General features: G+C 66.5%; 12 protein-coding genes. 9 read left to right on the forward strand and 3 right to left on the reverse strand.

The annotated features are described in order from the left end of the window. Positions 1-23 precede the first annotated feature (23 nt). Positions 24-902 carry a LysR substrate-binding domain-containing protein gene (locus ACWIEX_RS09105; protein WP_454032735.1) on the reverse strand — a complete coding sequence of 293 codons (879 nt, stop codon included), beginning with the start codon at positions 900-902 and terminating at the stop codon, positions 24-26. Positions 903-1010: 108 nt separating this feature from the next. Between ACWIEX_RS09105 and ACWIEX_RS09110 the strand changes: the two genes are divergently transcribed. The 7 genes from ACWIEX_RS09110 (at position 1011) to ACWIEX_RS09140 (ending at position 9666) form a co-directional block, all read left to right on the forward strand. Next, positions 1011-2156 carry a 2-aminoethylphosphonate--pyruvate transaminase gene (locus tag ACWIEX_RS09110; RefSeq protein WP_454032736.1) on the forward strand — a complete coding sequence of 382 codons (1146 nt, stop codon included), beginning with the start codon at positions 1011-1013 and terminating at the stop codon, positions 2154-2156. A 17-nt stretch (positions 2157-2173) separates the two neighbouring features. After that, the gene (phnA, locus tag ACWIEX_RS09115) at positions 2174-3421 is read left to right on the forward strand and encodes a phosphonoacetate hydrolase (protein WP_454033489.1); all 1248 of its coding nucleotides are present in this window, start codon (positions 2174-2176) and stop codon (positions 3419-3421) included. 1 nt (position 3422) lies between these two features. Then, on the forward strand, positions 3423-4874 hold the full coding sequence (gene phnY / locus ACWIEX_RS09120) for a phosphonoacetaldehyde dehydrogenase (protein WP_454032737.1): 1452 nt from the start codon (positions 3423-3425) through the stop codon (positions 4872-4874). 107 nt (positions 4875-4981) lie between these two features. Next, the gene (locus ACWIEX_RS09125; protein ID WP_454032738.1) at positions 4982-6001 is read left to right on the forward strand and encodes a putative 2-aminoethylphosphonate ABC transporter substrate-binding protein; all 1020 of its coding nucleotides are present in this window, start codon (positions 4982-4984) and stop codon (positions 5999-6001) included. A 120-nt stretch (positions 6002-6121) separates the two neighbouring features. Beyond that, positions 6122-7213: a putative 2-aminoethylphosphonate ABC transporter ATP-binding protein gene (locus ACWIEX_RS09130; RefSeq protein WP_454032739.1), complete on the forward strand. Its 1092-nt coding sequence runs from the start codon at positions 6122-6124 to the stop codon at positions 7211-7213. Further along, the gene (locus ACWIEX_RS09135) at positions 7210-8925 is read left to right on the forward strand and encodes a putative 2-aminoethylphosphonate ABC transporter permease subunit (protein WP_454032740.1); all 1716 of its coding nucleotides are present in this window, start codon (positions 7210-7212) and stop codon (positions 8923-8925) included. The genes ACWIEX_RS09130 and ACWIEX_RS09135 overlap by 4 nt, the downstream gene beginning before the upstream one ends. A 9-nt stretch (positions 8926-8934) precedes the next feature. Then, positions 8935-9666, forward strand: coding sequence for a metallophosphoesterase family protein (locus tag ACWIEX_RS09140; RefSeq protein WP_454032741.1), 732 nt, complete (start codon positions 8935-8937; stop codon positions 9664-9666). 6 nt (positions 9667-9672) lie between these two features. On the opposite strand, the gene ACWIEX_RS09145 is transcribed toward ACWIEX_RS09140, so the two are convergent. Further along, positions 9673-10542 (reverse strand): LysR substrate-binding domain-containing protein, encoded by an 870-nt coding sequence (locus ACWIEX_RS09145; RefSeq protein WP_454032742.1) that lies wholly within the window; start codon positions 10540-10542, stop codon positions 9673-9675. A gap of 144 nt (positions 10543-10686) precedes the next feature. Here ACWIEX_RS09145 and pbfA point away from each other — a divergent pair, with 144 nt between their 5' ends. Then, positions 10687-12048, forward strand: coding sequence for a (R)-1-hydroxy-2-aminoethylphosphonate ammonia-lyase (gene pbfA, locus ACWIEX_RS09150; RefSeq protein WP_454032743.1), 1362 nt, complete (start codon positions 10687-10689; stop codon positions 12046-12048). A gap of 6 nt (positions 12049-12054) precedes the next feature. Continuing rightward, the gene (locus tag ACWIEX_RS09155) at positions 12055-13068 is read left to right on the forward strand and encodes an NAD(P)-dependent oxidoreductase (protein WP_454032744.1); all 1014 of its coding nucleotides are present in this window, start codon (positions 12055-12057) and stop codon (positions 13066-13068) included. A 5-nt stretch (positions 13069-13073) separates the two neighbouring features. On the opposite strand, the gene purU is transcribed toward ACWIEX_RS09155, so the two are convergent. Then, positions 13074-13979, reverse strand: a complete 906-nt coding sequence (gene purU, locus ACWIEX_RS09160; protein ID WP_454032745.1) for a formyltetrahydrofolate deformylase — start codon at positions 13977-13979, stop codon at positions 13074-13076. Positions 13980-13992 lie beyond the last annotated feature (13 nt).

The raw sequence follows: 13992 nt of genomic DNA on the forward strand, positions 1-13992 counted from the left end.
GACAAGCGTGTGCGCTGGCTTTCTCAGCGCGAGCCGATCACGTCCTGAACGGTCTCGAAGAAGCTGCGCACCAGCGGCAGGCGCTGGCGCTCGGCCCGGCAGACGATGTACTCGCCGACATCGAAATCGGCCCCGGTGATGATGATCCGCTTCAGGCCGGCATCCGGCTTGAACTCGGCGGCGAAGACCACGCCGATCCCGAAGCCGAAGGCGACGGCCTCGCGCACGGCCTCGCGCGATTGCACCTCCAGCAGGTTCGACGGCTTGATTCCGGCGAGCGAAAGCCGGCTCTCGAAGACCTCCCGCGTGATCGAGCCGCGTTCGCGCAGCACGATATCCTGTCCGGCGAAGGCCTCGATCGGAATCTGATCGTGCCGTGCCAGCTCGTGCTGGTCCGAGACGAAGGCGACGAGATCGTCCGAGCGCAGCCGGACGCTGTGGATGCGCGGGTCGGAATTGGCGCGCGCCGTGATCGCGACATCGGCGGCGAAATCCATGATCTGGTCGACGACTTCCGAGGAATTGCCGATCGTCAGCGAGAAGGTCAGGCCGGGATAGCGCTCGCGCATCCGGGCCAGCGCCGGCATGACATGGGTGGCGCTGTCGGCCGCGATCCGCAGATGGCCGCGCTGGAGCGTGCGGCTGCCGGCGAGAAGCGATTCCGCCTCGTCCTCCGCCGCGAATAGCCGCGTCGTGACCACGAACAGGCTTTGCCCGAGCGGGGTCAATTTCACTTGCCGTCCGGCGCGGTCGAAGAGCCTGACGCCATAGGCATCCTCCAGCCCGCGCACCTGGGCGGAGAGGGTGGGTTGGCTGACATGGCGTGTCTTCGCCGCGCCGGTGAAGCTCTGCGCCTCCGCGACGGCATGGAAGGCGGCGAGGCCGGAATAGCTGATGGCCATGTTTCTATAGATCCTGTCTATAGGAGATATGGAAACGATGTATTGGACCTATGTCAACGGCTCTCCTAGCTTCGCGATCATCCGCCGCAACGACATCGCGAGACCATCATGGCCCAGGCCCGCCGCCCTGCCTCCTCCGAAACCGGTGATCCGCTCCTCCTGACCCCTGGCCCGCTGACCACCAGCAAGGCCATCAAGGAAGCGATGGTGCATGACTGGGGCTCGCGCGACGCGACCTTCGTCGGCATCAACAAGGCGGTCCTGGAAGAGCTGCCGAAGATCATCCATGGCGGCGAGGATTTCGTCACCGTGCCGATGCAGGGCTCCGGCACCTTCGCCGTCGAGGCGATGCTGACCACCTTCGTGCCGCGCGATGGCAAGATCCTGATCCTGATCAACGGCGCCTATGGTCAGCGCGCCAAGCGTATCGTCGAGATCGCCGGCCGCGCGGTCGCGGTGCACGAGACCGCCGAGGACACCCCGCCCGATCTCGCCGAGGTCGACCGCATGCTGGTGGCCGACACCGCCATCACCCATATCTTCACGGTCCATTGCGAGACGACCAGCGGCATCCGCAACCCGGTCGAGGCGATCGCCGCGCTCGCCAAGCGCCATGGGCGGCGCCTGCTGGTCGACTCGATGAGCGCTTTCGGCGCCCTGCCGCTCGACAGCCGCGAGGTCCATTTCGACGCGGTCGCCGCCTCCTCGAACAAGTGCATCCAGGGCGTCCCCGGCCTCGGCTTCGTCATCGCCCGCAAGAGCGCGCTGGCCGAGACCAAGGGCAACGCCACCACGCTGGTGCTCGATCTCCACGACCAGAATGCCGGCTTCGAGCGCACCGGCCAGTACCGCTTCACCCCGCCGATCCACGTCATCGTCGCCTTCCACGCGGCGTTGCAGGAGTTCTGGGCCGAGGGTGGCGTCGCTGGGCGTGGCGAGCGCTATGCCGAGAACGCCCGCATCCTGATCGAGGGCATGGAGGGGCTCGGCTTCCGCACCTTGCTGCCGGCAGCCCGGCAGGCGCCGATCATCGTCACCTTCCACATGCCGGAGGACAAGAATTTCGTCTTCCAGCGCTTCTACGACGCGCTGAAGGATGCCGGCTACGTCATCTATCCCGGCAAGCTGACGGTCGCCGACAGCTTCCGCATCGGCTGCATCGGTGCGCTCGGTGCGCAGGACATGCGCGCTTTCGTCGCCACAGTGTCGGATGTCCTTGATGAGATGGGCGTCGGCCTGAAGTCGGCCGCGTAAGGAGCCCTGAGATGACAATGCACGCGAAGATCGGTTCGGATGTTGTTGCGAACGGGCGCGAATATGCGCGCCCGCAGCGTCCGACGGTGGTGATCTGCATGGACGGCTCGGAGCCGGCCTATATCGAGGCGGCCAGCGCCAAGGGGCTGACGCCGCACCTCGACCGGATCATGAAGACCGGCGCCAGCACCCATGCCTATTCGGTGATCCCGAGCTTCACCAACCCCAACAACCTCTCGATCATCACCGGCCGCCCGCCGGCCGTGCACGGTATCGCCGGCAACTTCTTCTACGACCGCGAAGCCAGGGAAGAGGTGATGATGAACGATGCCCGCTTCCTGCGGGCGCCGACCATCCTGGCCGAGTTCCAGAAGGCCGGCTTCAAGGTCGCGATGGTCACCGCCAAGGACAAGCTGCGCACCCTGCTCGGCAAGGGGCTCGACTTCGGATCCGGCAGCGCGATCGCCTTCTCCTCGGAGAAGGCCGACAAGGCCAACAAGGCGGAGAACGGCATCGCGGACGTGCTCGATTTCGTCGGCATGCCGGTGCCGTCGGTCTATTCGGCCGATCTCTCGGAGTTCGTCTTCGCCGCCGGCGTCAAGCTGCTGGAGAGCTTCAAGCCGGACCTGATGTATCTCTCGACCACCGACTATGTGCAGCACAAGGCTGCGCCCGGCTCGGAGATGGCCGATAGTTTCTACGCCATGTTCGACGGCTATGTCGGCAAGCTCGACGCGCTCGGCTGCACGCTGGTCATCACTGCCGATCACGGCATGAACGACAAGCACCTCGCCAATGGCGAGCCGGATGTCGTCTATCTCCAGAGCCTGATGGACGAGTGGTATGGCAAGGGCACGATGCGCGTGATCCTGCCGATCACCGACCCTTACGTGGTCCATCACGGCGCGCTCGGCTCCTTCGCCACGGTCTATCTGCCCGATGGCGCGAGCCAGGAGGAGGTCGCAGCCCGCATCTCCGGGATCGAGGGCATCGCGCTGGCGGTGACGTCGGCGGAAGCCTGCGAGCGCTTCGAACTGCCGGCCGACCGGATCGGCGATGTCGTGGTCGTCTCGACCCGCCAGAAGGTGATCGGCACCTCGCCGGACCGGCACGATCTCTCGGGCCTGACCGAGCCGCTGCGCTCGCATGGCGGCATCACCGAGCAGCGCGTGCCGATGATCGCCAACCGGCCGATCACGGTGCCGCAGGGCCGCACGCTCCGCAATTTCGACGTCTTCGACGTCGCCCTGAACCTGGTGAACTGAGATGAACGCGACGGTGAAGCCGCCGGTGCGGCGCGAGGCGATGCGCATCGCCGGAAAGCTGGTCACGACCGACGACATGGTCGAGGTCAGGAACCCCTATGACGATAGCGTCGTCGGCCTGATCCCGGCCGCCCGGCCCGAGCATGTCCGCGAGGCCTTCGCCAAGGCCAAGGCGTTCAAGCCGACGCTCTCGCGCTACGAGCGCCAGCAGATCCTGCAGAAGACCGCCGAATTGCTGCGCGACCGCAAGGAGCTGTTCGCGAAGCTGATCACCGCGGAAGCCGGTCTGTGCTGGAAGGACTCACTCTATGAGGCCAGCCGCGCCTACGACGTCTGGTCCTTCGCGGCGCAGCTCACCATCAAGGACGATGGCGAGATGTTCTCCTGCGACATCTCGCCGAACGGCAAGGCGCGCAAGATCTTCACGACGCGCCAGCCGCTGCTCGGCGTGATCTCGGCGATCACCCCGTTCAACCACCCGCTCAACATGGTCAGCCACAAGCTGGCCCCGGCGATCGCGACCAATAACCGCCTCGTGCTCAAGCCGACCGAGCTGACCCCGCTGACCGCGCTGGCGCTGGCCGACGTGCTCTACGAGGCGGGCTTGCCGCCCGAGATGCTCTCCGTCGTCACCGGCAATCCCTCGACCATGGGCGATGCGATGATCACCGACACGGACGCGGATCTGGTGACCTTCACCGGCTCGGTCCGCGTCGGCAAGCACATCGCCGACAAGGCCGGCTACAAGCGCATCGTGCTCGAGCTCGGCGGCAACGACCCGCTGATCGTCATGGAGGATGCCGATCTCGACAAGGCAGCCGAGCTCGCCGTCACCGGCGCGACCAAGAACTCCGGCCAGCGCTGCACGGCGGTGAAGCGCATCCTGGTGGTCGAGAGCGTCGCCGACGCCTTCTCCAGGCTCGTCGTCGAGAAGGCCAGGAAGTTGAAATGCGGCGATCCGATGGACCCGGAAACCGATGTCGGCTGCGTCATCAATGCCCGCTCGGCTTCGCTCTTCCAGGCCCGCGTCGACGATGCCGTGAGCAAGGGCGCCGAGGTGCTCCACGGCAAGCGGGCGGAAGGCGCGCTGTTCCACCCGACCGTGGTCGACAGGATCCCCTATACCTGCGAGCTGGTGCATGAGGAGACCTTCGGCCCGGTCATCCCGATCATCCGCGTGCCCGACGACATCGCCGAGGTGATCCGGATCTCGAACTCCACCGCCTATGGTCTCTCTTCCGGCATCTGCACGAACCGCTACGATTACATCCAGCGCTTCGTCGCGGAGCTGGAGGTCGGTACCGTGAACCTCTGGGAAGTCCCGGGCTACCGGATCGAGATGTCCCCCTTCGGCGGCATCAAGGATTCCGGCCTCGGCTACAAGGAGGGTGTCGTCGAGGCCATGAAATCCTTCACCAACGTCAAGACGTGGTCGATGCCCTGGACCGCGTGAAACAAGAAAAGCCAGCGCAGGCGGAGCGATCCGCCTGCGTTTTCGTCTGTCAGGGGAAGAAAACGTCCAAAGAGCGTTCAGACTGACCATAACGAGGGGATGAGAATATGAAGAACTGGCTTGCTTCCTGCGTCATCGGGGCTATCGCGCTCGCGCTTCCCGGCATGGCTCACGCACAGAAGACCAAGGTGACCGTCTACACGGCCCTTGAGAACGATCAGCTCGCGCCGTTCAAGGCCTCGATCGAGAAGGCCGTGCCCGAGGCGGAGGTCGTCTGGGTCCGTGACTCCACCGGCGTCATCACCGCCCGATTCCTGGCCGAGAAGGACAATCCCCGCGCCGACATGGTGATGGGGCTCGCCGCATCGAGCCTGCTGATGTTCGAGAAGGCCGGCCTGCTCGAAACCTACAAGCCCGCCGGGGCTGATGCGCTGAAACCCGTCTTCCGCGACGCCAAGGAGCCCTATACCTGGACCGGCATGGACGCCTATCTCGGCGTCGTCTGCTATAATACCGCCGAGGCCAAGGGCGTGCCGGTCCCGAGTTCCTGGAAGGACCTGCTCAACCCGGCCTTCAAGGGCAAGATCGTGATGCCGCACCCGGCTTCGTCGGGCACCGGCTACCTGATGGTCGCCGGCTGGCTGCAGAGCATGGGCGAGGCCGAGGGCTGGAAGTTCATGGACGGGCTGCACGAGAATATCGGCGCCTACCTGCATTCCGGCTCCGCGCCTTGCGTCCAGGCGGCACGCGGCGAGCGCACCATCGGTCTGGCGCTCGACATGCGCGGCGCCTCCGAGAAGAGCAAGGGCGCGCCGATCGAGGTCGTGATCCCGAAGGAGGGCGTGGGCTGGGAGATGGAGGCCAGTGCCATCGTCAAGGGCTCGAAGAACCTCGCGCTGGCCAAGAAGATCGCCGACTGGTCGACGACGAAAGGCGCCAACGAGCTCTATTCGAAGACCTATGCGATCGTCGCTGCGTCCGGTGTCGGGACGAAGCCGGCGAACTATCCTGCCAATGCCGAAGCCGGCATGATCAAGAACGATCTCGGCTGGATGGCCGACAACCGCGACCGCGTGCTCGCCGAATGGTCGAAGCGCTACGAGTCCAAGGCGGCGCCGAAGAACTGAGCCTTTGCCATGCCGCCGGCCGCGTGGGCGGCCGGCGGCATGGTCTGTGCAAGACGTCTAGAGAAGCCCCGCCATTGCCCGCGGGGCGGATCTCTGCCCGTTCAGATGAAGGCCGGTCCGATGTCCACGAATGCGACCCCGTTTCTTTCCATCCGCAATCTCGCCAAGAATTTCGGCGCGTTCCGGGCGCTGCACGACATCGACCTCGACATCCATCGCGGCGAGTTCGTCTGCTTCCTCGGCCCTTCCGGCTGCGGCAAGACCACATTGCTGCGGGCGGTCGCGGGCCTCGATCAGCAGGATAGCGGCACCATCCTTATGGGCGGGCGCGATGTCTCGCATGCCAGCCCGTCCGAGCGCGATTTCGGCATCGTCTTCCAGTCCTATGCGCTCTTTCCCAATCTCACTGTCGGAGACAATGTCGGCTACGGGCTGGTCAACCGCCGCCGCACCCGCGACGAGATCACCAGGCGCGTTACCGAGCTCCTGACACTGGTCGGCCTGCCAGAGCAGGGCCGAAAATATCCCGTTCAGCTTTCAGGCGGCCAGCAGCAGCGCGTGGCGCTGGCCCGCGCACTCGCCACCTCGCCGGAATTGCTGCTGCTCGACGAGCCGCTCTCCGCCCTCGATGCCAAGGTCCGTGAGCGCTTGCGTGGCGAGATGCGCTCGCTGCAGCAGCGGCTGGGCGTGACCACGATCATGGTGACGCATGACCAGGAGGAGGCGCTCGCCATGGCCGACCGCATCGTCGTGATGCGGGACGGCGCGGTCGAGCAGGTCGGCTCGCCCGAGGAGATCTACCGTCGCCCAGCGACGCCCTTCGTCGCCGATTTCGTCGGGCACATGACCTTCATGGACGCGATCGTGACCGGTCCTGGCAAGGTCCGCGTCGACGAGCTCGACCTCGTCGTCGCCAATGCCGCGCCCTTCGCCGTCGGTACGCCGGTCAGGCTGGCGATGCGCCCCGAAGAGGTCCGCACCCGCAGCATCGGCGATGACACGCCGAACCGCTTCGAGGCGACGATCGGGGACCTTGCCTTCCTCGGCTCCTATTGCCGGGCGCATCTTGAACCGACCGGCTCGCGCGCGACCCGGATCGCCGCCGATTTCTCGTCCAACGCGATGCGCGATCTCGGGATCGCGCCGGGGCAGGTGCGCACCATCGCCTTTCCGCCCGAGGCCCTGCACGTCTTTGCCGGGGAGGGACGATGAGCGATCTCGCACAGCCCCTGACGATGACCGAACCAGCCGTGAAAATCTCGCCTTTGCGAGTCAGCGAGCGTCATGTCGCCGGAGCGCTGATCCTGGCGCTCTGCGCGGTGCTCGTGCTGATCATCGCGCTGCCGCTCTGGGCGCTGCTCTCCAAGAGCCTGGAGGACACGGACGGGAAGTTCGTCGGGCTCGCCAATTTCGTCAGCTACGCGACGACGCCGTCGCTGTTCTATTCGCTGCTGAACAGCCTGCTGGTCGCCGGCGTGACGACCGCGATCGTGGTGCCGCTCGCATTCCTCTACGCCTATGCCTTGCGCCGTAGCTGCATTCCGGCCAAGGGCGCTTTCTACGCCGCGGCGATGGTCCCGGTCTTCGCGCCTTCGCTGCTGTCGGGCCTGGCGCTGATCTACCTGTTCGGCAATCAGGGCATCCTGAAATCCTGGATGATGGGCGCCTCGCTCTACGGCCCCGTCGGCATCATCGCGGCCGAGGTGCTCTACTGCTTCCCGCATGCGATGCTGATCCTCGTTACGGCGCTGGCGTTATCCGACGGCCGTCTGCGCGAGGCGGCGGACGCGATGGGCACCACGCGCTGGCGCATCTTCCACACGATCACCCTGCCGGGCGCACGCTATGGCGTGATCAGCGCCACCTTCGTCGTCTTCACGCTGGTCATCACCGATTTCGGCATTCCCAAGGTGATCGGCGGGCAGTTCAGCGTGCTGGCGACCGACGCCTACCGGCAGGTCGTCGGCCAGCAGAACTTCCCGATGGGCGCCGTCGTCGGCATCATCCTGCTGGTCCCGGCGGTTCTCGCCTTCTTCGTCGACCGTGTGGTGCAGCGACGCCAGAGCGCCATGCTCTCGGCCCGCGCCGTGCCTTATGTCCCCAAGCCGGACCGGCGCCGCGACCTCGCGCTGCTCGGCTTCGTCAGCCTGGTCGCGCTCGCCATCGTCGGCCCCTATGCGATCGCCTTCTGGGGCTCCTTCGTCAAATATTGGCCCTACAACCTGTCGCTGACTCTGGGCAATTACGACTTCTCGACGGTCGAGCCCGACGGCTGGGGTCCGTATCGCAACTCGCTGCTGCTGGCTTCGCTCACGGCGGTGATCGGCACGGCGCTGATCTTCACCGGCGCCTACCTGATCGAGAAGGTGAAGCTCTTTCCGCGCCTGCGCGCCTTCGCCCAGTTCCTGGCGATGCTGCCGATGGCGGTGCCTGGCCTCGTGCTCGGCCTCGGTTATGTCTTCTTCTACAATGCCGGCTGGAACCCGCTCGGCTTCCTCTACGGGACGCTGGCGATCCTGGTGATCAACACCGTCGCGCATTTCTACACGGTCGGGCACATCACGGCGCTGACCAGCCTGAAGCAGCTCGACGGCGAGTTCGAGTCGGTCTCCGCCTCGCTCAAGGTGCCGTTCTGGTCGACCTTCCGCCGCGTGACCGCGCCGATCTGCCTGCCGGCGATCCTCGACATCGCGGTCTATGTCTTCGTCAACGCCCTGACGACGGTCTCGGCCGTGATCTTCCTCTATGGGGCCGACACCAAGCTCGCCTCGATCGCGATCGTCCATATGGACGAGGCGGGCGCCATGGCCTCGGCTGCCGGCATGGCGAGCGTCATCATGGCGACCGCCATCGCCGTGAAGCTTGCCCATGTCGGCCTCGACAATCTGGTCTTCGGCCGCCTGCAGCAATGGCGCCAGCGTTAGGACGTCGGTATGCGCCTGGGCGTGATCGCCGATATCCATGGCAACCTGCCGGCGCTCGAAGCCGTGCTGGCGAAGCTCGATGCGCTGGCGCCGGATCGCATCGTCAATCTCGGCGATTGCGCCTCGAGCCCGCTCTGGCCGGTCGAGACGGTCGCGCTGCTGCGCTCCCGCAAGATGAGCCATGTCCGGGGCAATCACGACCGGGCGATGGGCGCGGCCTCGCCCGACGAACTCGGCACCTCGGACAGCTACGCCTGGCAGGCGCTCGATCCCGAGGCTCGCGCCTGGCTCGCCGGCCTGCCGGTCGAGATCACCGTGGAAGGCGCGCTCTGCTTCCATGCCTGCCCCGGCAACGACTCGGCCTATCTGATGGAGGAGGTCCAGAACGGCTATCTGGTGCCGTCGCCGATCCCGACGATCGAGCAGCGTCTCGCCGGCCGGTCGGCGCCGTTGATGCTCTGCGGGCACAGCCATCAGACGCGTGCCGCCCGATTGAACTCGGGCGCAATCGTCGTCAATCCCGGCAGCGTCGGCAATCCGGCCTATCGCGATACCAAGCCCGCCCATGTCTCCGAGAGCGGCATGCCCCATGCCCGCTTCGCCATCGTCTCGCTCGGCGCGGAGATCACGATCGAGCATCACCTCGCCGTCTACGACTGGGAGCGCTCGGCCCGGCGCGCCGAGGAGAGCGGGCGAACGGATTGGGCGCACGCTCTGCGGACGGGAAGGGCGTTGCCCTAGCGCCGCTCATCCGCGCAGGGACCGCGCCAGCGTGAAGAAGGCGTGGATGGCCTTGCTGTTGCGGCGCTCATGCAGGCAGATCAGCTTCTCGTGCATCAGGAGCGGCGGCCCGGCGAGCGGTATGCGGGTGAGACGCGGATCGTCCTCCCCGAACTCTGCCGCCGAGACGAAGCCGATCCCGCCGCCGGCCGCCACGATGGCGCGCACCGCCTCGCGTCCTTCCGCCTCGACCGCATAAGCGAGCGCGACGCCCTGTTCCGCGGCCCGCTGTTCCAGCAACTGGCGCGTGCGCGAGCCGCGTTCGCGCATGACCAGCGGCCAGTTCGCCAGGTCCTGCAATGAAAGCGTCGGCAGCGCCGCGGCCGGATGGCCCTTCGCGGCGAAGGCGATGATCGGCGAGACGTTGAGCGGCAGCACTTCGAAGGGCCGCTCGTCGGCGAGTTCGCCGAGCACGCCGATCTCGGCATCGTAGCCGATGAGCGTCTCGACGATGCTGCCGGTATTGCCCTGTGCGATCGAGACCTGGATGCTGGGATGGCGCTCGCGGAAGGCGGTCAGCACATCGAGCACATGATGCACGGAATCCGCGACGATCCTGAGCGCGCCGGTCCGCAGCGAGCGCTCCTCCTGCAGAAGCTCAAGCGCCTCGCCCTCGGCCCCGAACAGGCGATGCGTGACCACGAGCAGCCTCTGGCCGGCCGGTGTCAGGACGATCTGGCGATGGCGGCGGCTGAACAGCGCGACGTCGTATTCCTCCTCCAGTTTGCGGACCTGATCCGAGATCGCCGGCTGGGTGAGGTTGAGCGCGGCTGCCGCTTTCGAGAAGCCGCCGGACAGCGCGACCTGATGGAAAGCCCGGAGCTGGACGTGACGCATGGCAGGAAAAGCCTCGGGAAAGTCGATGTGGAATGATATCGCTGAAATTTATACTTGGATATGAAATAGCGATTTTTCAGATCGATGAAGCGAGGGCATTCTGAGCCTCGACAGCGCTCCACCGGCGCGAACCGAGGCCCTGCCATGCACGTCGAAACCGCTGCCATCGTCCACACCGAAGGCGAATCCAACACCTCCGCGGCGCGCAGCGACTGGTCCGCCGGCATCGGCGACGCGGGAACGCGCGAACTGCTCGCACGCGATTCCGCCACCTTCCTGCACCAGAGCCTGTCGAGCCCGTGCCTCACCGCCATTGCCAAAGCGGAGGGCATCTGGATCGAGGACACGATGGGGCGCCGCTACATGGATTTCCATGGCAACAGCGTCCACCATATCGGCTATGGCCATCCGCGTCTGAAGGAGGCGATCAAGGCGCAACTCGACGATCTCTGCTTCGCGCCGCGCCGCTTCACCTGCGAGCCGGCCGTCGAATTGGCCGAAACTCTGGCGCAGATGGCGCCGGGCGATCTCGGCAAGGTGCTCTTCACCACTGGCGGCTCCGACGCGATCGAGGTTGCGCTCCGGCTCGCCCGCGCCGCGACCGGCCGGTTCAAGACGCTGTCTTTCTGGGACGCCTTCCATGGCGCCGGCTTCGGCGCCTCCAGCGTCGGTGGCGAGGCGACATTCCGCTCCGGGATCGCCGGGCCGCTCTTGCCGGGCGCCGAGCATGTCGCGCCCTGGGGCACCCGCAACTGCGCCTATGGCCATGACAATCTGGAGGATTCGGCGCGCGCCTGCGCCCGCATGATCTCCTATGTGCTGGCGCGGGAAGGGGATGTCGCCGCGGTCGTCGCCGAGCCGATGCGGGCGACGCCTTATCCGCCGGCGCCCGGCTTCTGGAAGAGCGTGCGCGAGGCTTGCGACCGTCACGGCACGCTCTTGATCTTCGACGAGATCCCGACCGGGCTCGGCAAGACCGGGCGCTTCTTCGCCCATGAACATGACGAGGTGCAGCCCGACATGGTCGTGCTCGGCAAGGCGCTGGGCGGCGGCATCCTGCCGATCGCCGCGGTCATGGCGCGACGCGATCTCGATGTCGCCGGCGGCTATGCGATCGGCCACTACACCCATGAGAAGAACCCGGTCACCACCCGCGCGGCACTGACCACGATCAACATAATCCGCGAGGAGGGGCTGACCGAGCGCGCCGCCGAACTCGGCGCCTATGCGATGGAGCGCCTGCGCCATTTCGGCGCGAGCTGCCCGGCCGTCGGCGATGTGCGCGGGCGCGGCCTGCTCTTCGGCGTCGAACTCGTATCGGATCGCGATGCCTGGACGCCTGACAATGCCCTGGCCGAGCGTGTCTATTACCGCTGCCTTGAAGCGGGTCTGAGCTTCAAGATCAGCCAGGGCAATGTGCTGACCCTGTCGCCGCCGATGGTGATCGCGCGGGCCGACCTCGAACGCGCGCTCGGCATCGTCGAGCAGGCGATCCTGGCCGGCTGAGGGGCGATGATGAAGGCTGTCCGCACCGACCGGGAACTGGAATGCCCGGAGATCGATGCAGGGCTTCGCGCCCGCGGCGTCGAGCTCGTCACGCTGCCCGACGGGATTTCGGAGGAGGCGCTGATGCGAGAGGTCGCCGACGCCGATCTCCTGCTGATGTGCTACACGCCGGTCACCGCACGGGTGATCGCGGCGGCGCCGAAACTCAGGGGCATCGTCAAGTACGGCGTCGGCATCGACGCGATCGATATTCCCGCCGCCATCGCGCGCGGCATCCCCGTCGTCAACGTGCCCGAATATGCCGAGGAGACGGTCGCGGAGGGCGCCTTCGCCCTGATGATCGCGCTGACGAAGCGCTTGCCGGAGATCGGCCGGGCGATGGACCGTGAAGGCTGGATCTGGCCGGCGTCGCGCTGGCTAGGCCGCGACATCGCCGGCGCGACGCTGGGGCTCGTCGGTACCGGCAAGATCGGCCGCAGCATGGCGCGGATGGCGGGGCAGGGGTTCCGGGCGCGCGTCCTCGGCTACGATCCGCATGTCGATGCCGCGACGATGGCGGCGGCCGGGATCGAGAAGGTCGATAACCTCCACGCCATGCTCGGGCAATGCGACATGGTCTCGCTGCACAGCGTCCTGAACGACGCGACCCGTCATATTATCGGGCGGGCTGAGCTTGCCTGTCTCAAGCGAGACGCCATCCTCGTCAACGTCTCGCGCGGCGCGCTGATCGACGAGGCGGCGCTGGCCGAGGCGGTGCTGGAGGGCAAGCTCGGCGGCGTCGGGCTCGACGTCTACAGCCAGGAGCCGCTCGCCCGGCACGGGCATCCGCTCAGCCCCCTGTTCGGCCGCGATGACGTCATCCTGTTCCCGCACCTGACCTTCTTCACCGCCGAGGCGATGCGGCGGCTCTCGGACGACACGCTGGCACGCTGCTTCGAGATCCTCGACGGCAGACCGGTCCAGATCCGCTCGCATGACCCGCGCCTGCGGGCGCAGACGCGGAACGTCGCCTTCGCCTGAAGGAGCTAGCGGAAGATCACCGTGCGGCGGCCGGCGAGCATCACCCGGCGCTCGATATGCAGCTTGAGCGCTCGCGCCAGCACCACCGCCTCGATATCGCGGCCGGCGCTGACCAGATCGTCCGGCGCCAGCGAATGGTCGGCGCGGCCGACGTCCTGGTCGATGATCGGGCCTTCGTCGAGATCGGGCGTGACGTAATGCGCGGTCGCGCCGATCAGCTTCACGCCGCGATCATAGGCCTGGTGATAGGGCTTGGCGCCCTTGAAGCTGGGCAGGAAGGAATGGTGGATGTTGATCGCCCGCCCGTCGAGCCCCCGGCAAAGATCGTTCGACAAAACCTGCATGTAGCGCGCGAGCACGACCAGCGAGGAGTTCGTCTCGGCGACGATCTCGAGCAGCCGTGCCTCCTGCTCCGCCTTGGTCGCGGGCGTGACTGGCAGGTAGTGGAACGGGATGCCGTAGCTCTTGGCCAGCGCCTCGAAATCGCGGTGATTGGAGACGATGGCGGGGATCTCGATGTTGAGATTGCCTGTCGCCTGCCGGAACAGCAGGTCGTTCAGGCAATGGCCGAAGCGCGAGACCATCAGGAGCACCCGCGCCGGGGCGGCGGCGTCGATCGCGTCCCATTCCATGCGGAAGGTGCCAGCGACGCCGTCGAACTCGCGCCGGAATGCAGCCTCGTCGAAGCGCTCCCCGGTCGCGAAGGCGACGCGCATGAAGAAGCGGCCGTCGCGCGGATCGCTGAACTGCGCGCTCTCCAGGATGTTGCAGCCATGGCGGTAGAGCACGCCGCTGACGGCATGGACGATGCCCGGCCGGTCCTCGCAGGACAAGGTCAGGATGCGGTCGGGCTTCTGCACCTTGAAGTCCCGCCCCGGGGCCGGGGCATGCGCGGAATGGGCTTCAGTCATCGTCTCTCGTCCC

The organism is Allobosea sp. NPDC055353 (assembly GCF_053644975.1).